General features: G+C 54.6%; 26 protein-coding genes and 1 riboswitch. Of the genes, 16 read left to right on the top strand and 10 right to left on the bottom strand.

Annotated features, from left to right (window positions below; translation table 11 throughout):
* Positions 1-467 precede the first annotated feature (467 nt).
* The 3 genes from KW808_RS07895 to KW808_RS07885 form a co-directional block, all read right to left on the bottom strand.
* Positions 468-953 (bottom strand): RNA-binding protein, encoded by a 486-nt coding sequence (locus KW808_RS07895; protein WP_003863742.1) that lies wholly within the window; start codon positions 951-953, stop codon positions 468-470.
* A gap of 67 nt (positions 954-1,020) precedes the next feature.
* Positions 1,021-2,019 carry an arsenic resistance protein gene (locus tag KW808_RS07890; RefSeq protein ID WP_003863743.1) on the bottom strand — a complete coding sequence of 333 codons (999 nt, stop codon included), beginning with the start codon at positions 2,017-2,019 and terminating at the stop codon, positions 1,021-1,023.
* 50 nt (positions 2,020-2,069) lie between these two features.
* A complete protein-coding gene (locus KW808_RS07885) occupies positions 2,070-2,642 on the bottom strand; it encodes a manganese efflux pump MntP (RefSeq protein ID WP_003863744.1) in 573 nt (190 codons plus the stop codon).
* Between the two features lie 339 nt (positions 2,643-2,981).
* On the opposite strand from KW808_RS07885, the gene KW808_RS07880 reads away from it, so the two are divergent.
* Entirely contained in the window at positions 2,982-3,458 is a 477-nt protein-coding gene (locus tag KW808_RS07880) for a phosphoribosyltransferase (RefSeq protein WP_003856205.1), read from the top strand.
* 271 nt (positions 3,459-3,729) lie between these two features.
* Positions 3,730-5,118: an MFS transporter gene (locus tag KW808_RS07875; protein ID WP_003856206.1), complete on the top strand. Its 1,389-nt coding sequence runs from the start codon at positions 3,730-3,732 to the stop codon at positions 5,116-5,118.
* 11 nt (positions 5,119-5,129) lie between these two features.
* Here KW808_RS07875 and KW808_RS07870 read toward each other — a convergent pair whose 3' ends face one another.
* On the bottom strand, positions 5,130-6,446 hold the full coding sequence (locus tag KW808_RS07870; RefSeq protein ID WP_003856209.1) for an SAM-dependent methyltransferase: 1,317 nt from the start codon (positions 6,444-6,446) through the stop codon (positions 5,130-5,132).
* A gap of 421 nt (positions 6,447-6,867) precedes the next feature.
* On the opposite strand from KW808_RS07870, the gene KW808_RS07865 reads away from it, so the two are divergent.
* From KW808_RS07865 to KW808_RS07825, 9 genes are all read left to right on the top strand, one after another.
* A complete protein-coding gene (locus KW808_RS07865) occupies positions 6,868-8,271 on the top strand; it encodes an NAD(P)/FAD-dependent oxidoreductase (RefSeq protein ID WP_003863745.1) in 1,404 nt (467 codons plus the stop codon).
* Positions 8,272-8,398: 127 nt separating this feature from the next.
* Positions 8,399-8,506: riboswitch (TPP riboswitch) on the top strand.
* Positions 8,500-9,306 carry a hydroxyethylthiazole kinase gene (gene thiM / locus KW808_RS07860; RefSeq protein WP_003863746.1) on the top strand — a complete coding sequence of 269 codons (807 nt, stop codon included), beginning with the start codon at positions 8,500-8,502 and terminating at the stop codon, positions 9,304-9,306. It overlaps the preceding riboswitch by 7 nt.
* Positions 9,307-9,313: 7 nt before the next feature.
* The gene (locus tag KW808_RS07855; RefSeq protein WP_003863747.1) at positions 9,314-11,605 is read left to right on the top strand and encodes a bifunctional hydroxymethylpyrimidine kinase/phosphomethylpyrimidine kinase; all 2,292 of its coding nucleotides are present in this window, start codon (positions 9,314-9,316) and stop codon (positions 11,603-11,605) included.
* 197 nt (positions 11,606-11,802) lie between these two features.
* Complete coding sequence (locus KW808_RS07850) at positions 11,803-12,462, top strand: HAD family hydrolase (protein WP_230471393.1); 660 nt, start codon at positions 11,803-11,805, stop codon at positions 12,460-12,462.
* A 40-nt stretch (positions 12,463-12,502) separates the two neighbouring features.
* The gene (phnD, locus tag KW808_RS07845) at positions 12,503-13,555 is read left to right on the top strand and encodes a phosphate/phosphite/phosphonate ABC transporter substrate-binding protein (protein ID WP_003863748.1); all 1,053 of its coding nucleotides are present in this window, start codon (positions 12,503-12,505) and stop codon (positions 13,553-13,555) included.
* Between the two features lie 33 nt (positions 13,556-13,588).
* Positions 13,589-14,395 carry a phosphonate ABC transporter ATP-binding protein gene (gene phnC / locus KW808_RS07840; protein WP_003863749.1) on the top strand — a complete coding sequence of 269 codons (807 nt, stop codon included), beginning with the start codon at positions 13,589-13,591 and terminating at the stop codon, positions 14,393-14,395.
* The gene (phnE, locus tag KW808_RS07835; RefSeq protein WP_003863750.1) at positions 14,392-15,198 is read left to right on the top strand and encodes a phosphonate ABC transporter, permease protein PhnE; all 807 of its coding nucleotides are present in this window, start codon (positions 14,392-14,394) and stop codon (positions 15,196-15,198) included. Before phnC ends, phnE (KW808_RS07835) begins: the two co-directional genes overlap by 4 nt.
* Positions 15,195-16,043: a phosphonate ABC transporter, permease protein PhnE gene (gene phnE / locus KW808_RS07830; RefSeq protein ID WP_003863751.1), complete on the top strand. Its 849-nt coding sequence runs from the start codon at positions 15,195-15,197 to the stop codon at positions 16,041-16,043. The genes phnE (KW808_RS07835) and phnE (KW808_RS07830) overlap by 4 nt, the downstream gene beginning before the upstream one ends.
* On the top strand, positions 16,021-16,896 hold the full coding sequence (locus tag KW808_RS07825; RefSeq protein WP_074495288.1) for a MurR/RpiR family transcriptional regulator: 876 nt from the start codon (positions 16,021-16,023) through the stop codon (positions 16,894-16,896). The genes phnE (KW808_RS07830) and KW808_RS07825 overlap by 23 nt, the downstream gene beginning before the upstream one ends.
* Before the next feature lies 1 nt (position 16,897).
* Here KW808_RS07825 and KW808_RS07820 read toward each other — a convergent pair whose 3' ends face one another.
* The 4 genes from KW808_RS07820 to KW808_RS07805 are packed head-to-tail and all read right to left on the bottom strand — an operon-like array spanning position 16,898 to position 19,489.
* Positions 16,898-17,641 (bottom strand): ABC transporter permease, encoded by a 744-nt coding sequence (locus KW808_RS07820; protein ID WP_003856226.1) that lies wholly within the window; start codon positions 17,639-17,641, stop codon positions 16,898-16,900.
* Positions 17,638-18,381, bottom strand: a complete 744-nt coding sequence (locus KW808_RS07815; protein WP_003863753.1) for an ABC transporter ATP-binding protein — start codon at positions 18,379-18,381, stop codon at positions 17,638-17,640. The genes KW808_RS07820 and KW808_RS07815 overlap by 4 nt, the downstream gene beginning before the upstream one ends.
* Positions 18,382-18,422: 41 nt before the next feature.
* Entirely contained in the window at positions 18,423-19,007 is a 585-nt protein-coding gene (locus KW808_RS07810) for a class I SAM-dependent methyltransferase (protein ID WP_003863754.1), read from the bottom strand.
* Positions 19,008-19,024: 17 nt separating this feature from the next.
* Positions 19,025-19,489: a PaaI family thioesterase gene (locus KW808_RS07805; RefSeq protein ID WP_003863755.1), complete on the bottom strand. Its 465-nt coding sequence runs from the start codon at positions 19,487-19,489 to the stop codon at positions 19,025-19,027.
* 140 nt (positions 19,490-19,629) lie between these two features.
* Here KW808_RS07805 and gnd point away from each other — a divergent pair, with 140 nt between their 5' ends.
* Positions 19,630-21,084 carry an NADP-dependent phosphogluconate dehydrogenase gene (gene gnd, locus KW808_RS07800; protein WP_003863756.1) on the top strand — a complete coding sequence of 485 codons (1,455 nt, stop codon included), beginning with the start codon at positions 19,630-19,632 and terminating at the stop codon, positions 21,082-21,084.
* A gap of 114 nt (positions 21,085-21,198) precedes the next feature.
* On the opposite strand, the gene KW808_RS07795 is transcribed toward gnd, so the two are convergent.
* Together KW808_RS07795 and KW808_RS07790 are read right to left on the bottom strand one after the other, a co-directional pair.
* Positions 21,199-21,702 carry a siderophore-interacting protein gene (locus tag KW808_RS07795; protein ID WP_230622936.1) on the bottom strand — a complete coding sequence of 168 codons (504 nt, stop codon included), beginning with the start codon at positions 21,700-21,702 and terminating at the stop codon, positions 21,199-21,201.
* A complete protein-coding gene (locus KW808_RS07790; protein ID WP_231107909.1) occupies positions 21,683-21,940 on the bottom strand; it encodes a ferredoxin reductase domain-containing protein in 258 nt (85 codons plus the stop codon). Before KW808_RS07790 ends, KW808_RS07795 begins: the two co-directional genes overlap by 20 nt.
* A gap of 155 nt (positions 21,941-22,095) precedes the next feature.
* Between KW808_RS07790 and KW808_RS07785 the strand changes: the two genes are divergently transcribed.
* The 4 genes from KW808_RS07785 (at position 22,096) to KW808_RS07770 (ending at position 26,861) form a co-directional block, all read left to right on the top strand.
* Positions 22,096-23,442, top strand: a complete 1,347-nt coding sequence (locus KW808_RS07785; RefSeq protein ID WP_003863757.1) for a DEAD/DEAH box helicase — start codon at positions 22,096-22,098, stop codon at positions 23,440-23,442.
* Positions 23,443-23,512: 70 nt separating this feature from the next.
* Positions 23,513-24,895, top strand: a complete 1,383-nt coding sequence (locus KW808_RS07780; RefSeq protein ID WP_003863758.1) for a hemolysin family protein — start codon at positions 23,513-23,515, stop codon at positions 24,893-24,895.
* Complete coding sequence (locus KW808_RS07775; RefSeq protein WP_003856239.1) at positions 24,892-25,956, top strand: hemolysin family protein; 1,065 nt, start codon at positions 24,892-24,894, stop codon at positions 25,954-25,956. Before KW808_RS07780 ends, KW808_RS07775 begins: the two co-directional genes overlap by 4 nt.
* Before the next feature lie 56 nt (positions 25,957-26,012).
* Complete coding sequence (locus KW808_RS07770) at positions 26,013-26,861, top strand: hypothetical protein (protein ID WP_003863759.1); 849 nt, start codon at positions 26,013-26,015, stop codon at positions 26,859-26,861.
* Positions 26,862-26,937: the final 76 nt, after the last annotated feature.

Here is a 26,937-nt window from a genome sequence, read left to right as displayed (position 1 = left end):
TCCGCCGCTTGAGATTTTTCCTCCGGCAGGAATCGTTGCTTCCAAATTTTGCGGCAGAGCTTTTTAGATTCTTCGCGAGGCAACTCTTGTGGCGCCACCCGACCGACCGTTGCCGGGTGCGGAATATCGTTTGAGCGAATTTGAGGTCCCGGTGTGACGTAATGGCTCCAGTGACGTAAAGACGGCTGTGACGAATCGAATCCTGTGACAAATTGACCTCCGTGACGTAACCGCCCTTGTGACGAATGTGCGAATGTGACGAAACCTTGGTGAAACCGCTGTTTTTGTTCGAATAGCCCATTTCTCGCACTTTTAGCCGTTTTTCCCTGTTTTCAACCCATATCCATACTCATCTCATTAACGTCACATTGACAAAACTCTCCCCGTAAATAGGCAGCAAAAAGCCCGATCGGATAACGTTCATTATCGTCTCGGGCTATATGTGTGGCGGATTGACCCTTAAAACCCTAAGCGGCGATCGCCCAGGAGTTCTCGCCAACCTTAGCGACTGGCATCAATGAGTAAGCGCTGAAAGCACCATTGAGCGGCGTTGCGCAGAGATCAACGTTGGCACGATCAATCTTGTCGTAGACAACTTCCCCATCCTGATTGGACAGAGCCAAGTAGGACACGCCCGAAGGAACACCAGACTCGTCCAGGTTCAGCTCAGACAGGTCTACGCCCAGTGACTGCTCGAGTGTTGCGGTTGGAGTTCCTTCGCACAGAATCGCCGCGGAGACGTATTCATCGCCGTAGATGTCTGCCAGTGCGACTGCAGAGACCTGAAGGCCTTGCCTATCAAATGCTGCGACGGTTTGTTCTAGCGCACCTGCAGTTGGAAAGGTCTTATCAGCATTATTGCTTGATGCGTACGCGACCATGCCAGCCATCGCGACGATCCAGGCGACGATGATTACTGCAACGATTCCTTTAGCTTTGTTTGAAAGACTCACGTGCTTGGGTCCTCCACCCTTCTTGTTTAGTTTAAGTGACTATGTCACCTTAGCTTGCCGTTCTGTTTCATGACTCCCCTATGCCTGAAAGTTTCCTGTATGTCTGTTTTTCATGGAAAATTAAAGGAATGATGCGCACGTAGACAACCATGCCAATCAGTTCCACGAGGGTTTGAGTGACAACTACGACGGCCGCTATTTCCAGGCCTGCAGGAAGTGCTAACGCTAAAGGTAAAACGACCAAAGAGTTACGGGTTGCTCCGCTAAAAACGATGGCTCGTTGCTCTTTGAAACCTAAGCCACCGAGTTTGGACATCCCGCCACCAATTGGAATCATCACCATCAAAAAGGCGACATATAGTGGCACTACTGTGGCGATATCGGTGAATTGACCACTCACAGCTTCCACTTGCGATGCGATGACAGCGAACAACGTCAGCATCATTAAAGGCACCATGATTGCTTCTGCAGCAGCCATAATTGTACGTCCTACCTGCCACTTTCTTGCCACTTGCTGAGTTCCCGCAGCGGCAACAAGTGGAATGAGAATCAGGAGGAAAAATGCTTCTACAAATGGGCCGAAAGAGATTGAGCTAAGGGCATCTGAACCCACAAAAACAGCCAGGAAGACGGGGATCAGCAGGATTTGGACAAGCATTAATATTGGCGTGGCGGCAAGGAGCTTGTCTTGGGCGGCCCTGGCCAAACCAGCAAAGACAATGACGTAATCAATGCACGGCGCGAGAATCACCAGTAAAAATCCGATTAGAAGCGCCTCATCACCCGCAATGAATCTGCTCAACGCAAAAGCCACCAGAGGCACTGCAACAAAATTGACGGACATGAGCACTGTGAGAAATCTCAGATCTTTCAGCGCTGCACCAATCCGAGTGATCGGAATACCGAGAAAAGTGGCATAAAGCAGCGCCATTAACGCTGGGTTAATGGCGATTTCGAAACCCCCTGTAGAGCCTGGCCACTGCAAACCCACCAGTGCTCCGGCGATAAGAGCCGTGATATACAGTGGGATTTGAAATCTATCCCACGCTTCAACGACCCGTTTCAATGATGCTCCTTGTTTGCGCTAAAAGCTGTCTGAGGATAATGCGCCGAGGGTTACGCGCTGAGGTGTTCGTAGACGATGTTTGCGCCGATTCCGATCAAGATTATTCCGCCAAGAATCGTAGCCCACTTGCCAAACTTTCCTCCACCATGGTGTCCGATCCAGGCGCCAACAAGCGAAAGTGCGAAGGTGATGAGGCCCATGGACAGTGCCACTTTGAGGATGGAGACTTCCACGAATGCCAGGCCCATGCCAACGGCTAATGCGTCAATGCTGGTGGCTAGCCCCAGGATAATTGCTGGCCTAAATTGAACGCGGCCGTCATCGACAATGGTTTCATCGTCTTCAGGTTGGAAGGCGTCCCAGATCATTTTGGCGCCGACAACACCCAATAGTGCAAAAGCGATCCAGTGATCAATTTCGGCGATGAAGGTAATTCCAGCAAAGAAACGGCCGATAACCCAGCCGATTAAAGGCATTGCCGCTTGGAAGACACCAAAGATGCCCGCCAGGACAAGTGCGCGTTTGAAAAGGTTAACTTGAATGGCGGTGCCGCGGACAACGGAACAAGCAAACGCATCGGCGGCGACACCGATGGAAAGCAGAAAGATTTGTAGAAAGGGCATGGTTCTCCCATGAGCCGTGCCTGGGCATAAAAAATAGACCCCGGCGAAGTGTGAACGCCGAAGGTCTCGCTCGCCTGAACCGATAAAGCCCCTTTTTAAGGCCTTGTTCAGGTGGTATGCCGGGTGCAAGGTTAACCTGCTCCAGTATGTCGAACATACCTCAAACAAAAACGAGTCAGATCGCCTTTGTGTGGAACTACTCCCCTTCGAAATGGAAGTGGTTGCGCCAAGTTTTTCGTTGCTTGGGCGTTAACGATTCTATATATACTTCCCTAGAAATCAAGTGAGCATTCATCTCATTGCAGAACGTTGAAGCATCATTGACTAGGATATGTAGACATGACAGAGGAACGCGAGATTCTGACCTATGAGATGTTCGGAACAGCAATGCGGGAGCTGGCCCAAGAAATTATTGATGACTACCAGCCAGATTGCGTGCTGTCCATTGCGCGTGGTGGTCTTCTAATCGGTGGCGCACTTGGTTATGCGCTGGGTATCAAGAATGTATCGGTGATCAATGTGGAGTTCTACACCGATATTGGAGAACACTTGGAGGAGCCAATGATGCTGCCTCCAACTCCAAAAGCTGTTGATCTCTCGGGAATGCGTGTGCTCGTCGCTGACGATGTCGCGGATACCGGAAAGACTCTTGAGTTGGTCAGGGACTTCCTGGGTGACCAAGTTGTCGAAGTACGCACTGCAGTGATCTATCACAAGCCAAACAGTGTGTTTAAGCCGGAGTATGTGTGGCGTGAGACTGATAAGTGGATTAACTTCCCATGGTCTACCCTGCCTCCAGTGGAGCCTTCTAAGTAATTTTTCACCCGTAAAAGTGCTGCTCGCAAATCCTGTGAGCAGCACTTTTTCCATTTTCTACCAAAAATTCCAAAGATCTACCCATACTTTTCCCGCGATCATCCAACCAAGAAAACTGTTCCAAGCTCCATCACAGTCTCCCCTCCCAAAATCTCAATATATGAAACCATAGCGCCTAACATCTCATTGTATGGGATTGACTCTAATAATCTCCTGTGGAAACATCGCAAGGGTAATTATTGGAATCTATTATTGTGTGAGGCGATAACTCGTGACCACAACTGATCACTCCACGGAGTTGAATCCTTCTGATCCAGATGGGCAGACGGCAACCCTAGTGATTGACAAGAAAACTAAACGTCGGGTTGCAGCAGCCTCCACCATCGGCACAACCATCGAGTTCTACGATTTTTATGCGTACGCTGCGGCAGCTGTCGTTGTTTTCCCAAGTCTGTTTTTCCCTGCCAATGACAACCCAACCGTGAACCTGTTGGCATCGTTTGCCACCTTTGGTCTTGCGTTCGTTGCTCGTCCACTCGGTTCAATCATTTTCGGGCACTTCGGTGACCGTGTGGGACGCAAAGCTACCTTGATCGGTTCACTGCTGACCATGGGCATTGCCACCATCTTGATCGGCCTGCTGCCTACTTATGGTCAGGTCGGAATCATTGCACCTGCGCTGTTGGCGCTCATGCGTTTCTGCCAGGGCCTGGGCCTTGGCGGTGAATGGTCTGGCGCTGCGTTGCTGGCTGGTGAAAACGCGGAAAACACTCACCGCGCTCGTGCTGCAATGTGGCCACAGCTGGGTGCACCGTTTGGTTTCTTCTTGGCCAATGGTTTCATGCTCATTCTGGTCGGTGTGCTTGCCCATCAGGACGGCGATCTTCACGGCGCGTTCATGACCTGGGGTTGGCGTCTGCCATTCCTGTCTTCGGCGATCATGATCGCAGTTGGCCTGTGGGTGCGTTTCTCACTGGAGGAAACTCCAGTGTTCAAGCAGGCTGTTGATCAGGGCAAGAAGGTGAAGTCTCCGCTCAAGGAGCTGTTCAAGACTTCCCCTGGCCCTGTTGTGCAGGCTACTTTGATCATGCTGTCCACTTATACCTTGTTCTACCTGGTTACCACGTGGATTCTGTCGTATGGCATCGGTAATCGCAGCACCGGAAACGGCCTGTCTATTCCGTACTTTGAGTTCTTGCAGTTGCAGCTGGCCACCATCGTGTTCTTCGCCATCATGATCCCTGTGTCAGGATGGTTGGCTGATGTGTGGGGTCGTAAAAACACCCTGACCTTGGCTTCTGTGCTGCTTCTCGGCTTTGGTCTGACGTTTAATCTGCTGCTGGATCCAGAGACCGCCACCAAGACCACCGTGTTCATCTTCTTGTTCGTGGGCATGAGCATCATGGGTCTGATCTTTGGACCCATGTCGGCAATTTTGCCGGAGCTCTTCCCCACCAACGTCCGCTACACGGGCTCCGGAATCGCCTACAATGTCTCCTCGATCCTCGGTGCAGCTATTGCACCGTTCATCGCAACGTGGCTGGTGTCTGAGTTTTCAGTGGCGTACGTCGGCTATTACCTCATCATCGTCACCGCAATTACCTTTGTTGCGGTGCTGACGATGAAGGAAAACAAAAACCACGACCTCCGAGAGGTCTAAAAGATTTTTGCTTATCGACGCCCCCTTCTGTTTCTTGTCGTCAACGCAAATTGCACTGCATTGAGACATCCCAGGCGTAACAGGGCTTCAATAAGCGCGTAGTGATACACCCACATGCGGCGGTAGACGGCATCAAAGCCATCTGCCGCCGCTTCGCGTATCTGGCCTTCAAACACTTCACGTTGCAACTGCACGCTTTTTAGGTAATGGCCCGCAAAGTGTGTTTCCTTCACCACGCGCAGAGAAGAATCCCTATCAACAAGCTGATGAACTTCATCAACAGTTGGGTAATGCAGCGCAGGCCAAATATAGGCCTTGAGCAAAGAAATCGCTTCAGAACACACAGGACCCCATTGGTCAGTAGCTACCAAGGATTGCATGGCTACGTTGCCGCCGGTGGTGAGCATTCTGTCGATAGCTTTAATAAACCGCTTGGAACCGTGCTTGCCCACCACTTCTAGCTTCTCCATGGCGACTATCGAATCGTAGGCGCCACCCCATTCGCGTGGCGAGGGAATCGCCTGGGGAATGACCTCGATGTGAATATCCTCCTCCACACCGGCGAGCACAAACGTCTCCTCCAGGCTTGAAACTTGCGCGGGATCAGCCGTTAAAGCGTCAACAGTTCCCTGGCGTCGAGCAGCCAAAATAGCTAAAGCTCCACCACTGCTGGGAAACTCCAACACATGGCTTCCGGCTTTAACTTTGGCGCCGTCAAGCAAAAAGGACGCTGCTCGGCGCTGAGCCTCGCCGAGGTCTTCACGCTCCACGGCCACAGGCTCCGAGATCTTGGTGATATCCACAAAGTGAGATGCGGGCTCCCTATTGCGACCAGCTCCCGGCACATGGCTTTTCACTGCGGTACGTAAAGTGGTTGGAACACCGGAGGCAAAAACTCCACCAAATGCGCTCATGCCATCACCTGAACTTAAACGAATGAGCTCATTGGGTAGTGCGCCTCCGGCATCCACGGCTTGTCCTGGCAGGGTGAACGATCCAGATAGTTTGCCGCGGGGTTTAAACCCAGTTCCCAACAAAGCGGTCAAGACGTCGGCAAGCCTCTCGCTGCGCCACTCACCTGCCATGTAGCTCTCAGCGAGCCCCAGCCAGCCCGATGCGGCCAAACGTGAGAATAATTCCTCATGATCAATAATGAGATCCGGGTCATTTCCTAGCAGAACTAAACCTGCGTTGCTGCAGGCCTTGGCAAATCGATATTCTGCTTGCCGTGCGCGTGCACCAGCAAACGCTAGGTTGGGCACTGACGCCACCCCAGGCCACTCTTCCACATCAATGGGTTCAAGATGGCGCAAACGTGCCTCTGCCATACGTTTGATGCACCTCCAGTGGGATTTATGCCAAGAACGCTCAATGATTACTTAATCAAGAAAGTTCGGCGGGTTAACTGCTAAAAGTAGTGTACGTGCGCATGACGATTCGGGAGTGAAGGCGCGTCGAAGTGGGTTTAATCCGGCGATATTTCGCCTTTAATCCAGCACGGATAAAAAGTTCTGACATTTGACGTGACATATGCCATACCAACGTGCATACTTATTCAAAGTGGGCGCGAATTTCGCAAGATTTTCTCCGAACGGACAGAAAAGCATGACCCGATCCTGTTTGTTTCCGTAGGAAGTACTATTGTTTAACGCGTACACGTGCTCAACACGACAACGCTTAAACGGCTGCACGCGTAACACGGCAGACCGCACAAGCTTTAAGATCCACGATCAGGAGACTTTGACAAATATGTCAGTTAACCCAACCCGCCCCGAAGGCGGCCGTCACCACGTCGTCGTCATCGGTTCTGGTTTTGGTGGCCTTTTTGCTGCCAAGAACCTGGCCAAGGCAGACGTCGATGTCACTCTGATTGACCGCACCAACCACCACCTCTTCCAGCCACTGCTGTACCAAGTGGCAACCGGTATCCTCTCCTCCGGTGAAATCGCACCTTCCACTCGACAGATCCTGGGCTCCCAGGAAAACGTCAACGTCATCAAGGGCGAAGTCACCGACATCAACGTCGAGTCCCAGACTGTGACCGCCTCCCTGGGCGAGTTCACCCGCGTTTTTGAGTACGATTCCTTGGTCGTTGGTGCTGGCGCAGGTCAGTCCTACTTCGGCAATGATCACTTCGCTGAGTTCGCACCTGGCATGAAGTCCATCGACGATGCACTGGAGATTCGTGCACGCATCATCGGTGCTTTCGAGCGCGCTGAGATCTGCGAGGATCCAGCTGAGCGCGAACGCCTGCTCACCTTCGTCGTTGTTGGCGCTGGCCCAACCGGTGTTGAGCTTGCTGGCCAGTTGGCTGAGATGGCTCACCGCACCCTTGCTGGTGAGTACAAGAACTTCAACACCAACTCCGCAAAGATCATCCTGCTTGATGGTGCTCCACAGGTTCTTCCTCCATTCGGTAAGCGCCTAGGCCGCAACGCACAGCGCACCCTGGAAAAGATGGGTGTCAACGTTCGCCTGAACGCTATGGTCACCAACGTTGACGCTACCTCGGTCACCTACAAGACCAAGGACGGCGAAGAGCACACCATCGAATCTTTCTGCAAGATTTGGTCCGCTGGTGTTGCGGCATCCCCACTGGGCAAGCTCGTCGCAGAGCAGACCGGTGTTGAGACCGACCGCGCAGGCCGCGTCATGGTTAACGATGACCTGTCTGTTGGCGATCAGAAGAACGTCTTCGTTGTTGGCGACATGATGAACTACAACAACCTCCCTGGTGTTGCTCAGGTAGCAATCCAGAGTGGTGAGTACGTTGCTGAGCAGATCGAAGCTGAGGTTGAAGGCCGCTCCAACACCGAGCGCGAAGCTTTCGATTACTTCGACAAGGGCTCCATGGCTACCATCTCCCGCTTCTCCGCAGTGGTGAAGATGGGCAAGGTTGAGGTCACCGGCTTCATCGGTTGGGTTCTGTGGTTGGCTGTTCACATCATGTTCCTGGTTGGCTTCCGCAACCGTTTCGTCTCCGCAATCAGCTGGGGCCTGAACGCACTGTCCCGCAAGCGTTGGAACCTGGCAACCACCCGCCAGCAGCTCCACTCACGCACCACGCTGTCCAAGTTCGCTCACGAGCTTGAGGAAGCATCTTCTGATCTTCCAATCGAGCTGCGCGACAACCAGCGTTTCAGCGGAAAGTAATTTTCTTACGACGCTGCGTAGTTAAAAAGCGTGACTCCCCACATTCTCGGGAGTCACGCTTTTTTGATTCTGCCCGCATTCTTGGATGTGTGATGTACGGCAGGTGAATTCCGCTTTGCTAGGCTGAATACTAGGCACGGGGTGCCAACCGGATGGAAAAATTCCGGAGGCTGAGAAAACACCCGTTGAACCTGCTCTAGCTCGTACTAGCGAAGGGATGGCCTTAACGTGGCTAACTCGTTTTTGGATTCTTTAACTCTTGTTCGACAAAACACTCCTCTTGTTCAGTGTTTGACCAACTCTGTGGTCATGCAATTCACAGCCAATGTGTTGCTTGCCGCTGGTGCGACCCCTGCGATGGTGGATACTCCAGCTGAATCGGCAGAATTCGCCGCTGTGGCCAATGGAGTGCTCATCAATGCGGGAACTCCTTCTGCGGAGCAATACCAAGGCATGACCAAGGCCATTGAGGGTGCACGAAAAGCTGACACACCATGGGTGTTAGACCCAGTTGCTGTGGGTGGGTTGTCGGAGAGGACCAAGTATGCGGAGGGAATCGTCGATAAGCAGCCTGCCGCAATTCGTGGAAACGCCTCAGAGATCGTGGCGCTTGCGGGGCTCGGTGCCGGTGGGCGCGGCGTAGACGCGACCGATTCCGTGGAAGTGGCGTTGGAGGCGGCGCAATTGTTGGCCAAGCGCACTGGTGGCGTCGTGGCTGTCTCTGGTGCGGAGGACTTGATTGTGTCTGCGGATCGGGTGACGTGGTTGCGTTCGGGGGATCCGATGTTGCAGCTGGTGATTGGCACTGGATGCTCTTTGGGCGCGCTGACAGCTGCCTATCTAGGTGCCACGGTTGACTCAGATATTTCCGCGCACGATGCTGTGTTGGCTGCGCATGCACATGTGGGTGCTGCTGGCCAGATTGCAGCACAGAAGGCATCGGCGCCAGGCAGCTTTGCGGTGGCGTTTATTGATGCGCTTTATGACGTGGATGCCCAGGCTGTGGCCTCGTTGGTTGATGTGCGAGAGGCCTGAAAAGTACGTGACTGATTTTTCTTTGTATCTGGTCACCGATCCCGTTTTGGGTGGCGGGCCAGAAAAAGTAGCTGGAATTGTTGACAGCGCAATTTCCGGCGGAGTTTCTGTGGTGCAGCTGCGCGATAAGAACTCAGGCGTGGAAGATGTTCGTGCGGCAGCAAGGGAGCTGAAAGAACTCTGCGATGCTCGCGGGGTGGCGCTTGTTGTCAACGATTACTTAGATATCGCCGTTGAGCTGGGTCTTCACCTGCACATTGGTCAAGGCGATACACCTTATACGCAAGCACGGGAGCTGCTTCCAGCTCATCTTGAATTGGGTTTGAGCATTGAAAACCTGGATCAATTGCATGCTGTGATCGCGCAGTGCGCCGAGACTGGTGTGGCATTGCCCGATGTGATTGGCATTGGTCCGGTGGCCTCTACTGCGACCAAACCAGATGCGGCACCCGCATTGGGTGTGGAAGGCATCGCTGAGATCGCCGCTGTAGCTCAAGACCACGGCATCGCATCAGTAGCTATTGGAGGCGTTGGTCTACGCAACGCGGCCGAACTCGCTGCTACGCCCATCGACGGTCTGTGCGTGGTCTCTGAAATCATGACCGCCGCCAATCCAGCAGCTGCGGCAACTCGCCTGCGGACTGCTTTTCAACCTACTTTCTTGCCTGAAACTCAAACTGAACTCTCTCAAACAGAACTCCAAGGAGCCTTCGTGAATTCGCCTTCTGCCCCACGTGTGTTGTCTATTGCAGGCACTGATCCCACAGGTGGTGCAGGTATTCAGGCTGATCTGAAGTCCATTGCAGCAGGTGGCGGCTACGGCATGTGCGTTGTGACCTCGCTGGTCGCGCAAAACACCCACGGCGTCAACACGATCCACACCCCACCCTTGACCTTTTTGGAAGAACAGCTGGAAGCGGTCTTTTCCGACGTCACCGTCGATGCCATCAAGCTCGGCATGTTGGGCTCTGCCGACACCGTCGATCTGGTGGCTTCGTGGCTTGGCTCCCACGAGCACGGTCCCGTGGTGCTTGATCCCGTCATGATCGCCACCAGCGGTGATCGCCTACTGGATGCGAGCGCTGAAGAATCGCTGCGCCGCCTAGCCGTGCACGTCGATGTGGTCACCCCCAATATCCCCGAACTTGCCGTGTTGTGCGACAGTGCTCCTGCCATCACCATGGATGAGGCCATTGCTCAGGCTCAGGGATTTGCGCGGACTCATGACACCATCGTCATTGTCAAGGGTGGACATCTGACTGGCACGCTTGCTGATAACGCTGTCGTGCGCCCCGACGGCTCGGTGTTCCAGGTGGAAAACCTGCGTGTCAACACCACCAACTCCCATGGCACAGGCTGTTCGCTCTCTGCGTCACTTGCCACCAGGATCGCCGCCGGCGAAAGCGTGGAAAAAGCCCTCGAGTGGTCCACGCGTTGGCTCAACGAAGCGCTCCGCCACGCCGATCACTTGGCTGTAGGTACTGGAAACGGCCCTGTCGACCACGGTCACCTGGCACGACGCATGACCCACGCGGCGGAAACCACTCCCTGGGCACACCTTCGGACTCCGCGCCTAGACGGCGCCACCGCGGCAAGTTTCACCACACCCTCCACGGTAAAAAGCCCAGCTCCACGCATCGAACCTGCCGGGCCTTTCACGCGCGCGCTGTGGGAGGCAAGTGGCGATATCATCGCGGACATCAACAGTTCTGACTTCATCACCATGCTTGGCGACGGCACCCTCCGGCGCCCAGAGTTCGATTTCTACATCGACCAAGACGCCCAATACCTCGCCCAATATTCCCGAGCATTGGCACGACTCTCTTCGATCGCACCTGATTCACACGCACAAATCGAATGGGCTCAAAGCGCTGCAGAATGCCTGGTCGTGGAAGCCGAACTGCACCGCTCTTATATGGCAGGGAAAGAAGTCTCCGCACCATCACACATCACGATGGCCTATACCGACTTCCTCATCGCACGCACCTACACTGAGGACTACGTCTGCGGTGTGGCGGCCGTACTGCCGTGCTACTGGCTCTACGCAGAGATCGGATTGATGCTGGCTGAACAAAACCACGACGAGCACCCCTACAAGGACTGGCTCAACACTTACTCCGGTGAAGAATTCATCGCTGGAACCCGTGCGGCTATCGCACGTCTAGAAAACGCTCTAGAAAATGCGGGTGCTGAACAACGCGTCGATGCTGCTCGAGCATTCTTGAGCGCCTCTGTTCATGAACGCGAGTTCTTTGATCAGGCAACTCGCCATGGTTGGACAATGGTTGGATCTAGCTAAACCTGATCTCACTGCGCGCCGGGCCATCTCTGTCAATTAGGAGGTGACCCGGCGCGCTTTTGCAGCTGTGGGGTTGGGCTGGGGGCAAGTGTTCATGTAGGTGTCATTGATCGTTCACTCAAGGTTGGACGTTGTGTTCATGAAGAAATTTTATGATGAACGCATCGTCCATTTCTTCCCGATTCAAGGATCTTTTTGTGACACCCAGTATTGTTTTTGATTTCGATGGCACGCTTGCCATTGGCCATGGCCCTGTCCTTGCGTATGCATTGTGTGTTGCACCGGAGGGTTCCAAGGACTTTCTGGAGCGTGTGCGCAGGGAGCTTCGGCGCTATGACGATGGTCAGAGTATTTACCGTGATGGGTATGACATTGTGGCTAAGTTGGCGTCGGAATTAGGGATTGATGATGGCACGATGTCTGTCGCTTATGGCGAGAGCCGGAAGTTGCTTGGTTCGGATTTAGCGCCTGTTGAGCATGTGCGGGGTATTAAGGATATTTTGTCCTCGTTGAAAGGTCATGCTCGGTTGGTTTTAGCTACCAATGCCCCGGAAAATGGCGTGCATGATTTGCTGCGTCAGTGGGGTGTTGCTGATTTGTTTGATCAGTTGCATTTTGTGGTGGGTAAGCCTGCAGGGTTGATTTCGATCATTTCTGATTTGCAGCTTGATGGTCCGGTGCTTGCGGTGGGCGATATTTATGAATTCGATCTGAGTCCTGCAGCGCAGTTAGGTGCAGATACGGCTCTGGTTGGAGCTACAGCAACCATTTCTGAAGCGAAGGTCTCCATGCGTGGAGATTCTATCGCTGATCTCCCTCTCCTTGCCTGGGTTTCTTCCCGGGTCTCCTCTTCTTAACTTTCTTGTCTCATGTCGCTGAAAGGTTTTTAAAGATCTCATGTTCAAACTCTCTAAGCCATCCAAGTCCATGCGTGTTGCTGTTTCTACGCTTGCGATCTCTACCCTTGCTCTAGTTGGTTGTTCCTCTTCCGATGAGTCTTCTTCCTCATCATCTGCGTCTTCTTCTTCGGATGCTGCAAGCCAGTGGCCTGAGTCCATTACTTTGTCTCTTGTTCCTTCCACGGAGGGTGAGGATTTGGCTGAAGCGTTGGCTCCTTTGACTGATTACCTGTCTGAGAACCTTGGTATTGAGGTCAATGGTGTGGTGGCATCTGATTACGCTGCAACCGTTGAGGCTTTGGGTGCTGATCAGGCTCAGGTGATCATCACTGATGCGGGTTCCCTGTATAACGCGATTGAGCAGTACGATGCGCAGCTGATTCTGCGTGATGTTCGTTTCGGTGCCACCTCGTACTCTGCTGTGGCTTACACCAACAATCCTGATAAGTACTGCACCGATGCACCAGTGGCTGCGTCTTATGCTGCGTCCGATGTAGACATGCTTTACTGCAACGGTATTGAAACTGAGGGCCAGGCTGCTACCGGTGAGGGCCCAGCAGCTCTTGATGCGCTGGAAAAGATCGAGTCCGGTGACAAGGTAGCGCTGCAGGCTGCAACCTCTCCTGCGGGTTACCAGTACCCTATCGTCGCTATGCAGGATCTGGGCATGGATACCGATTCCGCTTTTGTTCAGGTTCCAGTAGAGGGCAACAACAACGCTGTGCTGTCTGTCCTGAACGGTGACGCGGAAGTGTCCTTCGGTTTCTGGGATGCGCGTTCCACCGTGCTGTCTGAGGCTCCTAACGCAGCTGAGGATGTCGTAGCGTTTGCCTACACCGAGATGATCCCTAACGGTGGCGTCGCAGCGTCCAAGTCCCTTCCATCCGACCTGGTGGAAAAGCTCACCGAGTTGATGGATGATTACGCAGATTCCTCCGAGGAAGCCAAGGATGTCATGTTCGACATGGTTGGTCTGTCTGACTGGACTGCTGATACCGCACAGGATGAAATCACTCGTTACGGCGAGATCCTGAAGAAGTTTTCCAACTAATTTCCCTGTTTCCAATACTCAAGGTGTGCGCATATGAATTCTGATGCTTCGGCTACCACCAACTCCTGGGCTATCAACTTCGACCATGTGTCGGTGACGTATCCCAATGGGACGAAAGCCCTCGATGATATTTCCCTCACCATCAATCCCGGTGAGATGGTTGCCATCGTGGGTCTGTCAGGATCGGGTAAATCCACGCTGATTCGCACGATCAACGGTCTTGTCCGCGCTACGGAAGGCACCGTGACGGTGGGGCCGCATCAGATCAACACCTTGAAGGGGAAAGCACTGCGTGATGCCCGTGGGCAGATCGGCATGATTTTCCAGGGGTTCAACCTGTCGGAACGCAGCAGTGTGTTCCAGAATGTTTTGGTGGGCCGCTTCGCGCACACAGCGTGGTGGCGTAACCTCCTCGGGCTTCCCACGGAGCACGACAAGCAGATTGCTTTTCACGCGTTGGAGTCCGTGGGCATTTTGGACAAAGTGTGGACCCGAGCTGGTGCTTTGTCGGGTGGACAGAAACAGCGCGTTGCTATTGCGCGCGCCTTATCGCAAGATCCGTCTGTCATGCTGGCAGATGAGCCTGTGGCAAGCCTTGATCCGCCAACCGCGCATTCCGTGATGCGCGATCTAGAAAACATCAACAACGTGGAAGGCCTCACCGTGTTGGTGAACTTGCACTTGATTGATTTGGCTCGTCAATACACCACAAGGCTTGTGGGTTTGCGTGCCGGCAAGCTTGTCTATGACGGTCCCATCTCTGAGGCCACCGATAAAGACTTTGAAGCTATCTATGGTCGCCCCATCCAGGCTAAAGACCTGCTAGGTGATCGCGCATGACCACGCCTTCTTCTCCACCTATCCCGCAAAAGCCTCGGGCTGGGGTAAAGACCTATCTCATCATCGGCGCCATCGTTGTCTTCACCGTGGCAACAGCAACCCCAGCTCTAGGTGGCATTGAGCTTGATTTCGCTTCCATCGCTGCGAATTGGCGCAATGGTGCCAACAAACTCCTGCAAATGCTGCAGCCCAACTTTGCGTTCTTGCCTCGTACGTGGCTTCCCATGTTGGAAACCCTGCAGATGGCGCTTGTTGGAGCTGTCTTGTCTGCTGCCGTATCGGTGCCTTTGACGTTGTGGGCAGCGCAGGCAACCAACACCAGTGCGATTGGTCGTGGCATTGTCCGCACCATCATTAACGTGGTGCGCTCTGTCCCCGACTTGGTGTATGCCACCATCTTGGTCGCCATGGTTGGTGTCGGCGCATTACCTGGCATTTTGACGCTGTTTCTGTTCAACCTGGGCATCGTGGTCAAGCTTGTCTCTGAAGCAATTGATTCCACTGAGCATCCCTATATGGAAGCAGGACGCGCAGCAGGTGGATCACAATTCCAAATCAACCGAGTCTCCGCACTTCCTGAAGTCATGCCGCTCTTTGCCAACCAATGGCTCTACACCCTAGAGCTCAATGTACGCATCTCCGCCATCCTCGGCATCGTGGGCGCAGGGGGCATCGGCAGGCTGCTTGATGAACGCCGAACTTTCTATGCCTACGCGGATGTTTCCGTGATCATTCTGGAAATCCTCATCGTGGTGATTGTCATTGAAGTAATCTCCAACGCACTTCGAAAGAGGCTGGTATGAGCACCTTAACCTCTCACCGCACAGTACCGGCCCCCAGCTCTCCCCCGGCGCGCCCCAACAAACTGGCGCGCAATATCGTTGCAATTGTCGCTGCGCTAATTGTCCTTATAGCTACCGGCACGCTCAAGATCGAGTGGAATGAGCTTCCGCAGATGCCCGCGCAGGTGTGGCATTACTTAGAGCTGATGTTTAGCGATCCCGATTGGTCGAAGTTTGGCCGCGCCGTCCAGGAGATGTGGCGTTCCATCGCCATGGCGTGGTTGGGTGCCATTTTATGCGTGGTGGTCTCTGTCCCTCTGGGAATGTTGGCTGCCCGCGGGGTGGGACCTTATTGGCTGCGTACCGTTTTACGTTTCGTGTTCGCGGTGATTCGTGCGTTCCCCGAAGTGGTTATCGCAATTATTTTGCTAACTGTCACCGGCCTAACTCCTTTTACGGGTGCGCTCGCATTGGGTATCTCCGGTATTGGACAACAGGCAAAGTGGACCTATGAAGCCATTGAGTCCACTCCCACCGGCCCGTCAGAGGCAGTGCGTGCAGCGGGTGGAACTACGCCGGAGGTTCTGCGGTGGGCGTTGTGGCCACAGGTTGCGCCATCCATTGCATCTTTTGCCCTGTACCGCTTTGAGATCAACATCCGTACCTCTGCAGTATTGGGCATCGTTGGTGCAGGTGGTATCGGTAGTATGCTTGCCAATTACACCAACTACAGGCAGTGGGACACCGTGGGCATGCTGCTCATCGTCATGGTTGTCGCAACGATGATCGTCGATCTCATCTCCGGCACCATCCGCCGCCGCATCATGAAGGGGGCTAGTGACCGTGTCGTGGCACCAAGCAACTGACGCTCCACCAAGCATCCGCATCACCACGCTTGCGCCATCGCTGCAGCCTAATCAGCGCAAAGTCGCCGAAGTCATGCTTGTCGACGCCCCCAGCATCGTCGAACTGACCGCTCAGGGCCTTGCAGATCGCGTGGGGGTTGGGCGTGCCACCGTCATCCGCACCGCCCAGTCCTTAGGCTACGACGGATTCCCGCAGCTGCGCGTCGCCCTGGCGCAGGAACTGGCACTGGCGCAGGGCGCGTCGAGAAGCATGGTTGAAGGAGCGTTAAGCTCCTCGTTGCTTGGTCACCTGCAGGCGGGGATCTCTGATTTTCAAGCGTCGTTGAGCACGGTGGCCTCTGCGTTGACCGAAGATGATCTCACGCGCTGTATTGAGGGGCTGGATACTGCGCGCCGGGTACTCGTGGCCTCTCATGGGCTGTCCGCGCCGTTGGGTTTGGATTTTTCGCAGCGTTTGAACTCGATGGGTCGTTCAGCTGAAGTGCATTCTGATTCCATGTCGGAGCAGATTGTGGCTCGTCAATTAGGTGAAGGTTCTGTCTGCTTCGCGATTTCTGGTTCAGGTGCCAGCAAAGCAACGCTTGCGACCATCGAAGCAGCACGTGCAGGTGGAGCAACCATTATGGCGATGACATGTTTTGCGCATTCCGCCATCGATGTGGCCGCTGATGTGTCCTTGATCGTTCCCCCGATGACAGCCTCATTCCAAGATGAGCTCACCCGAACGTCACGGGCCGCGCTGATGTTGGTCTCTGAGCAATTAATCGAGCTGCTCATCACTCACCGTGGCCAGGAAGCCGCCCAGGCGAGGGCCACATCGATGTCGATGATTGGCACCTCGCTGGAAGAGTAATCTAGCGGGTCTTTCTCGGCATCGATAGCGCCGCCACCAGCAGGAAGCCCACGGCAAACGCGGCGCAGATGGCAATGTTGACCACTACTTGCTGTCCGATTCCCGTCCGTGAGGCCTCAAGCGCTGCATCAACTGCATAGGACAGCGGCAACACATTAGAAACCCAGCGCAACACATCCGGCAGATCATCCCGTGGGATCAGCAAACCGCACAATAGGAACTGGGGCAAAATAAGCAACGGCAGCGTTTGGATAGCTTGGAACTCAGTGCTGGCAAACGCAGAGCTCAACAGGCCAAGAGACACTCCGATAAGACCGGTGATCGCAGCAATGAGCGTAGAAATCCACCACTCCGATTCGGTTTCCACACCCAGGAGATACCGAAGGGTGAGCACCATGAGCAAAGATTGCGCCACCGCCATGATGCCGAACGCCACCCCGTAGCCACCGATCAAATCAACGCGGTGAATGTTCGTGGTCCACAAGCGCTCGAGCGTTCCAGCGTTGCGTTCTCTTTGCATCGTCACCGACGTCATCAAAAACATGAGCATCAAGGGGAACACTGCGACCATGACCGTGGAAATGGTCTTAAACAGCTGGGTGCCTGCCGGTGTGGAGGAATACATGTAATAAAACAGCGACATCAACGCCACGGGTGCTAGAAGAATCAGCGCGATGGAACGTTTATCGGCTTTCAGCTGCAGCAGGACTCGTTTGACCGTGGCAAGCAGATAGTGAGGGTTCATGACCTTACCCCGTCAATGGCAGCCAAGAAAGCATCTTCGTATGAGCTTTTGCCTGTATCTTCTAGAAGGCGTGTGGGTGTTCCCCTCCAGATGATCCGACCATCACGCAACAAAATGAGGTTGTCGCACCGCGCGGCTTCCTCCAACACGTGACTGGAGATAACCACTCCAGCACCTGCTTTTGCGATGGTGGTGAACTCTTCCCACAGCGCTTGCCGGGTAATGGGATCCAAACCCACGGTTGGCTCATCCATCACCAAGAGTTCTGGTGAGGCAATAAGCGCACATCCAAGGGAGACTCGGCCGCGCTGCCCACCAGATAGTGTTGATACTTGGCGTTGGGCAAGATCTGCGATGTCTAAGACCTCCATAATCTTTTCCGGGGTGCGTGGAGTGGAGGTTCCTTTAGCCAGAGCCCCGAAATACTTGAGGTTATCTATCACCGACAGATCGTGATACACGCTGGCGTTTTGGGTGACATAGCCGATTTTCCCGCGCAGAGAGGCAGCACCTGCGGGCTGATCAAACACCTCAAGGGTGCCGTCGAAGTTTTGCACTCCCACAATCGCGCGCATCAAAGTTGTCTTGCCGCTGCCCGATGGCCCCAGCAATCCCGTGATCTTTCCGGTCTCTACGGTGAAATCGAGATCATGCAAGATCGTTTTCGTTTTCTTGCGTGAAAAACCGGACGATACGGAAACTTTTAGGCCGTTGACCTGCACTGCCGTTACGGTGCTCATAACTTATGAGTCTACGCCAGATCAGGTGCAAGATAGAGGTGTTACTTCTTGGTAAATACCGCCACTAAGAACTCAGAGCCTTGGACAAAAGGCTTAAGATCCCAAGACTCAAAAGCATTTTCCAACTCGAGGCCCACGCGTTCTGCGACTTCGAGGAAGTCTCCAAAGACCCATCCACGTCCTGCGCCGAAACCGATGACAGCGCGGCCATCGACACCCAGTGCGCGGTGAATGTTGGCTAGTGCAGGTTCGCGACCATCCTCAGCGAGAAAGCCCATGACGTTGCCGGCGGAGACAATGAGATCAAAATCAGTCTCTGAGATCTGATCAACAGAGAGATCTCCCACCACCCAGCGAGCTTCTGGAAAGTCCTGCTTGGCGTAATCAATCAGGATGGGATCAAGGTCTGTGCCTAGAACATCGTGGCCCTGCTTGGACAGGTAGCCACCGATGCGACCCTGGCCGCAGCCAGCATCCAAGATTTTCGCTCCCCTGGGTGCCATGGCATCAATGAGGCGGGCTTCGCCGTAAATATCATTGCCTGCTGCGGCGAGGTTTCGCCAGCGCTGCGCGTAGTTTTCTGAGTGCGCTGGGTTGTTATCTGTGAGCTCTTTCCATGTAGTCATGGTGCCCGAGTATAGGGCTACTTGTTCAGCACCATGGTGCGCAGTGTGGTTCGTGCGACGACTTCTCCGCGGTGGGTGCATTCGATCTGCCACAGATGGGTGCGGCCACCTAGCTGAATCGGCGTTGCTTCGGCCACGATAACACCGGAGCTCACAGCAGAGATGAAGTCGGTGTTGTTGTTGATGCCGACGACCATTTTTCCAGGGGCGGAAATCATGCTGGCGACTGATCCAGTGGATTCGGCGATGGCGGCGTAGACACCACCGTTGACCAAGCCCACCACTTGCAGGTGCTTGGATGCCACGTGAAATTCGCTGACCACGTGACCGGGTTCGATGGTGGTGTAGCGCAGTCCAAGATTGCGGTCGAGGCCGTAATTGGCGTTGTTGAGTGCTTCAAGTTCGTCAGTTGTTAAAGCTCTGGTGGCGGCAAGTTCTGCAAGCGAAAGCAGATCTTGGGGTTGATCATCGCGGGAAGTCATAATTTATTACTCTAGTCGGCCTAAAATGGTTGGATTTTCACCTGATGTGACCTGGCAAAATGGCCACTACCCCCAAATGGTCACACCTTTTAGGCCGATTTTGCTGACACCGGGCTATGCCGTCAAGTACGATCAATAACATGACTAATGGAGATAATCTCGCACAGATCGGCGTTGTAGGCCTAGCAGTAATGGGCTCAAACCTCGCCCGCAACTTCGCCCGCAACGGCAACACTGTCGCTGTCTACAACCGCAGCACTGACAAAACCGACAAGCTCATCGCCGATCACGGCTCCGAAGGCAACTTCATCCCTTCCGCAACCGTCGAAGAGTTCGTAGCATCCCTGGAAAAGCCACGCCGCGCCATCATCATGGTTCAGGCTGGTAACGCCACCGACGCAGTCATCAACCAGCTAGCAGATGCCATGGACGAAGGCGACATCATCATCGACGGCGGCAACGCCCTCTACACCGACACCATTCGTCGCGAGAAGGAAATCTCCGCACGCGGTCTCCACTTCGTCGGTGCTGGTATCTCCGGCGGCGAAGAAGGCGCACTCAACGGCCCATCCATCATGCCTGGTGGCCCAGCAAAGTCCTACGAGTCCCTCGGACCACTGCTTGAATCCATCGCTGCCAACGTTGACGGCACCCCATGTGTCACCCACATCGGCCCAGACGGCGCCGGCCACTTCGTCAAGATGGTCCACAACGGCATCGAGTACGCGGACATGCAGGTCATCGGCGAGGCATACCACCTTCTCCGCTACGCAGCAGGCATGCAGCCAGCTGAAATCGCTGAGGTTTTCAAGGAATGGAACGCAGGCGACCTGGATTCCTACCTCATCGAAATCACCGCAGAGGTTCTCTCCCAGGTGGATGCTGAAACCGGCAAGCCACTGATCGACGTCATCGTTGACGCTGCAGGCCAGAAGGGCACCGGACGTTGGACCGTCAAGGCTGCTCTTGATCTGGGTATTGCTACCACCGGCATCGGCGAAGCTGTTTTCGCACGTGCACTCTCCGGCGCAACCAGCCAGCGCGCTGCAGCACAGGGCAACCTACCTGCAGGTGTCCTCACCGATCTGGAAGCACTTGGCGTGGACAAGGCACAGTTCGTCGAAGACGTTCGCCGTGCACTGTACGCATCCAAGCTTGTTGCTTACGCACAGGGCTTCGACGAGATCAAGGCTGGCTCCGACGAGAACAACTGGGATGTTGACCCTCGCGACCTCGCTACCATCTGGCGCGGCGGCTGCATCATTCGCGCTAAGTTCCTCAACCGCATCGTCGAAGCATACGATGCAAACGCTGAACTTGAGTCCCTGCTGCTCGATCCTTACTTCAAGAGCGAGCTCGGCGACCTCATCGATTCATGGCGTCGCGTGATTGTCACCGCCACCCAGCTTGGCCTGCCAATCCCAGTGTTCGCTTCCTCCCTGTCCTACTACGACAGCCTGCGTGCAGAGCGTCTGCCAGCAGCCCTGATCCAGGGACAGCGCGACTTCTTCGGTGCGCACACCTACAAGCGCATCGACAAGGATGGCTCCTTCCACACCGAGTGGTCCGGCGACCGCTCCGAGGTGGAAGCTTAAAGGCTCTCCTTTTAACACAACGCCAAAACCCCTCACAGTCACCTTAGGTTGTGAGGGGTTTTTCGCGTGCTGCCAGGGATTCGCCGGAGGTGGGCGTCGATAAGCAAAAATCTTTTAATTGCTTCTACCCATGGCTCTGCCCTTGTTCCAATAACCTTGCGCGTTCATGTGCGTCTTGGGCATGCCGGCGTGGGTCTGCAGATGCTTCTTGGCCGCACGGGTTTCGGAGGATTCCGCGCCGATCCAGGTATAAAAATCGGTGTAATCCGTGTCAGCGATGTGATCAATGAAGGATTGTTCGTTGGAAATCCACTGCGCGGTGATGTGCTCGCCCTGGGGAAAATCGAAGGTGTAATCAAGTGGATCGTGGGCGATAAGATACGCGGTCGCAGGGATTTCACCGTCCAAGGTCTCCAGAATCGAGCAGATCGCTGGGTAAGAGGTGAGATCGCCTAGGAAAAGGAAGCTACGCGGCGCTGGATCTGGGATGGCGAACGGAATTCCTGGGTAGCGCATGACTTCCAGGCTTTCCCCGGCCTCGCAGCGCGTCGCCCACGCCGAGGCGGGCCCCAGCGGCTCGTGCAGCACAAAAGCCAGGTCAAAGGTACCGGCCGGCATCGGCATCCACGTTGGTCAAGGTGTAGGCGCGTTGGTAGAGCTTTCCAGGTCGGCTCTCGTGCGGGAACCACAGACGCAGCCAATCGCCGGGGACTTCACCTTCCGTGTTGAGCAGCGTCTCGGAATGAAAATGAATGGTCACCATGCGGTCATTGATCACAGTTTCTCCCGTGGTGGTGGCGATATGCGATTTCACGCTCATGACGGTCAAAATAGCGCCGGTAAATCCCTTGCCCATGTTTCCTTGCTCCCTTATGCTTGCACAACACCCTGTAAATATGGCTTGCCTAACCTAATCAACATTCGCAAGAGGTGTGTCGCAAAAGCACTAGCTCAGCGATTAAAAGTTCCCATGATCACTTTTCAACCAGCACCGACTAGAGTTAGTGGGCAATGACTACCTTTCTAGAACTCAAGCTTCCCGACGAGATTGTGCGCGAACTTCGCAGTCAGGGAATCACCGAGGCATTCCCCATCCAAGAAGCAGCCATCCCCGATGCGCTCGCTGGCAAAGATGTCCTCGGCCGTGGACCCACCGGCTCTGGTAAAACCTTCACCTTTGGGCTTCCCATGATCACCCGACTCGCGCGCTCGGGCGCCTCCAAACCAGGTCGCCCCCGCGGGCTTGTCCTGGTTCCCACCCGTGAACTAGCAGCTCAGGTGCGTGAACGTCTCGACGATCCCGCCCGCGTTATGGGTCTGCGCGTCCTCGAGGTGGTCGGTGGCGTCAACATCAACCGCAACATCACCGCACTTGCCACACCAGTGGATATTTTGGTTGCCACCCCTGGCCGCGCCCAAGATTTGATCAACCAGAAGAAGCTCTCCCTCGCTGATGTTTCCGTGACAGCGTTGGATGAAGCCGATCAGATGGCCGACATGGGCTTTTTGCCACAGGTAAAAAAGCTCATGGACCTAACCCCTAAAAATGGTCAACGTCTGCTGTTTTCGGCAACGTTGGACGGCGATGTGAGCAAATTGGTCGATCGCTACCTCCACAACCCCATCACACACTCCACCGCTCCTGTTCAGGCAGCAGTGGACACCATGGAGCACTACCGACTTCTGGTTGGCGGACGCGATCCTCGCAATTCCGTTGTCTTGAGCATCGCTGCACGTGAAGGCAAAACCATCATGTTCATGCGCACCAAGCACGGTGTGGATCGACAGGTGAAGAAACTGCGCCGCGTGGGTGTCAACGCAGTGGGTATTCACGGCGATAAAGGCCAGTCCACCCGCACCAACGCTTTGGCTGGTTTCGCCGATGGATCAATCCCCGTCTTGGTGGCCACCGATATCGCCGCCCGCGGCATTGACGTGGATGACGTCTCGCTTGTTGTGCACGTTGATCCCCCAGCAGAACACAAAGCGTATTTGCACCGCGCTGGTCGTACTGCACGAGCCGGAACTTCCGGTACAGTTGTGACTCTAGTAATGGACGAACAAATCAAGGAAGTCCGTGAACTTTTCCAAAAAGCCGGCGTGAAAGCCGCTGAGGTAAAAGTCAACGAAAACTCCCCGGAATTGGCTAAAATTACTGGTGCACGACGCCCGTCAGGCGTTGCTCTTCCAGCACCTGGACAGCAGCAGCCAAAGCGGGAACAAAAAAATACCCACAATCGTTCTGATTCCAGAGGTTCCAGCCGGAATCCACGCAGGCGCGGACAAAGCGGATCCAGATCAACGGGCCGCTCCAACCCGAGGCGTCAGACTTCAAGGAAAGACGGTCCCAAGAGCTAAAACTCCCCCACGGCACGCGAAGCTGAACAGGCTTTCACCGCTTCTAAGGACAACAGCTTAAACCACGCTAATGGACATACTCATAAGCATCCTCTCACTGCTAGGCTTCGTGCTTCTTACCGCGAGCACCGGACTATTCGTGGCCATTGAGTTCGCACTCACCGGCTTAGAAAAATCCACTGTAGAAACACATGTGAAGCAAAAAGGCGACAGCAGCGCCCGCGCAGTGCAGAGGGATCATCAAAATCTGTCGTTCGTGCTCTCTGGTGCCCAGCTGGGCATCACGATCACGACACTTGCCACAGGCTTCCTCGCAGAGCCGGTTTTGGCCAAATTCTTCACCCCAGCACTTGAGCTGGTGGGATTAAATGAATCAGCAAGCTCCGCAGTAGCCCTCATCATCGCACTGTTGGTGGCAACTACCCTCTCCATGGTTTTTGGTGAGTTGGTTCCCAAAAACTGGGCGATCACCAACCCGTTGGGCGTGGCACGTTTTGTTGTCCACCCTGTCAATTGGTTCAACATGGTTCTCAAGCCGTTTATTAACGGCATGAACAAGTCTGCAAACTTTATTGTCCGCAAACTTGGTATTGAACCAGCCGAAGAGCTTGCCTCTGCCCGTTCCTCCCAAGAGCTCACCGCCTTGGTACGCAGCTCCGCGGAAAGCGGCGGACTGGATCAAAACACCGCAGCAGTGATCAACCGATCCCTGCAGTTCGGTGACGCCACCGCTGATGAATTCATGACACCTCGCTCCACCATTGAATCATTGCGTGCCACAGACACCGTCAATGATTTGATCGAGCTTGCCCTGGAAACGGGCCACTCCCGCTTCCCAGTCACCGAAGGCGACTTGGATGAAACCATCGGCATGGTGCATATCAAGGACGCGTTTTCTGTAGTGCAGGCAGAACGCGCCACCACCATGGTGCGCGATCTAGCCCGAAAGATTCCTGTGGTACCAGCCAGCCTTGACGGCGACTCTGTCCTCAACGCTGTCCGCTCCGCCGGCTCCCAAGTTATTTTGGTTGCCGATGAATACGGCGGAACCGCAGGCATGGTCACCATCGAAGACGTCGTGGAGGAAATCCTCGGCGAAATCCACGATGAGCACGACGACTCCGACGCCGAACGCGATTTCCAACAATTCGGCGCCAGCTGGGAAGTCTCCGGCCTGGTCCGCATCGATGAACTCGAAAAACGCGTCGGGTACGTCTCCCCTGACGGCCCCTACGAAACCCTCGGCGGCTTGATCATGTACGCAGTCGGCGCCATTCCTCGCGTTGGGGACGTCGCCCTACTCCCACTGACCGATACCCCAACCATGGATGAATTCGAATCCGGCTTCTCAGGACGCTGGATCGCACGAGTAACGGTCATGGAAGATCGACGCATCGACAAAGCCGTTCTCACCCCCATCACCCATGAAGAAGCAAAGGAGTACGAAAAGTGAGTATTTGGGCAACTGTCCTTCTAATTATCGTCCTTCTTTCCGCCAACGCCTTCTTCGTGGCCGCGGAGTTCGCACTGATCTCCTCGCGCCGGGACCGCCTGGATTCCCTGGTATCCCAGGGTAAAAAGGGAGCTGAAAAGGTTCTCTACGCAACCGAGCACCTCTCCATCATGTTGGCGGGCGCTCAGTTCGGTATTACGGTCTGTTCTCTGATTCTGGGTAAAGTCGCAGAACCTGCGATCGCCCACTTCATTGAGGTGCCTTTCACCTCCTGGGGTGTTCCAAATGATTTGATCCACCCAATTTCCTTCGTCATCGCACTGGCGATCATTACCTGGTTGCACATTCTCTTTGGTGAAATGGTGCCAAAGAACATCGCTATTGCTGGCCCTGAAACCTTAGGCATGTGGCTTGCTCCAGTGCTCATTGCGTTTGTGAAGATTACCCGCCCGTTGATCGAGTTCATGAACTGGATCGCCCGTCTGACCCTTCGCGCCTTTGGTGTGGAGCAAAAAGACGAGCTGGATTCCACCGTGGACCCAGAGCAGCTGGCATCAATGATTTCCGAGTCCCGTTCCGAAGGCCTCCTTGATGCTGAAGAGCACGCCCGCCTGTCCAAGGCGCTGCGCTCTGAGCAGCGTTCCATCAAGGAACTGGTGATTAAGGATGAGGACGTTCGCACGCTGGCGTTCGGTAAATCTGGCCCGACCTTGCACCAGTTGGAGGAAGCAGTCCGCGAGACCGGTTTCTCCCGCTTCCCTGTCACCGGCCGCGATGGATCCTACTTGGGTTATATCCACATCAAGGATATTTTGCCTCGTCTGGCTGATCCTGAGATGGATCCCTCCGAGACCATTCCGCGTTCTGCACTGCGCCCTTTGAGCAATGTGGATGCCGACGGCCTCATGGATGACGTCTTGGATTTTATGCACCACCGCTCCGCGCACATGGCTCAGGTTCGCCTCAAAGGTGAGCTTCTCGGCGTGATTACGCTGGAGGATCTCATCGAAGAATACGTGGGCACCGTCAACGATTGGACTCACGAAAGCTCCGACGACTAGAAATAGTAACTGTGTTGGACACTTTTCACCTCAGCGTATTGAGCGAGGATGAGTGGATGGAACTAGCCCGCGCCCACCACGCGCGGGCTGATTCATTCACCAAAGACCACTTGAAGCGTCGACAAGCGCATATCAAGCACCCCGTCTTCGACTTCCTCTTCGAGTACTACCCCGTGCGCGTCGCGCACCTAAAAACCTGGCACCCCGGCATCGGCGTGTTCCTAGAAGGCACACCGCCGCATGCCACCATGCGCGATTTTTTGCTTGTCGACGCCTCCCTCCATCACGCAGCTGGCGTCCAGCTTGACCTGGCCTCCTATATGCAACGCCGTGGGTCCTCTGTGCGCTACATCCACGAACTGTTGTCCGCCACCCGTGACAACCACGCCCAATTTGATTGTTTTGGTCTGCACGAATGGGCAATGGTGTACAAATCAAACGATCTCCGCCATGATCTTCCCCTGCGCCTTACCCCATCGGAAACCGACCGTGTGGTGGAAAGCCACAACATCAAATGCACCCACTTTGATGCCTACCGATTCTTCACCACACCAGCCATCCCGTTGAACCTCACGGTGTTAACCCGCGAAGATCAGCCACGCAACGATCAATGCGGTTGTCTGCATGCCACGATGGATCTATACAAATGGTCCGCAAAGCTTGGCCCTCTTGTGCCAGGTGATCTTTTCTTGGAAGCGTTTGAACTAGCCCGCGACACCCGCATCTTGGACATGGAGGCTTCGCCTTACGACGTCCGCGGATACGGCTTTGGCTACGTCCCCATTGAGACCGCCGAGGGCAAAGCCGAATATGTCAGTAGACAACGCGAGCTGTCTGAACGAGCAAAACCCATCCGTGACCGGCTTGTCTCCATTACTAAACAAGCTCTACAGGCTAGTATTTAGAAAATTAGACTTGTCAATGTAGGTTTCTGGTCCGGATTTTCGGGGAATACAGCGAGGGAGAAACGTGGCACGCCAT

The sequence above is a fragment of the [Brevibacterium] flavum genome, assembly GCF_019317305.1.
Classification (GTDB): Bacteria; Actinomycetota; Actinomycetes; order Mycobacteriales; family Mycobacteriaceae; genus Corynebacterium; species Corynebacterium glutamicum.
The sequence above is the reverse complement of the archived record's forward strand: the minus strand, read 5'-3'. Positions and strand labels throughout refer to the sequence as shown.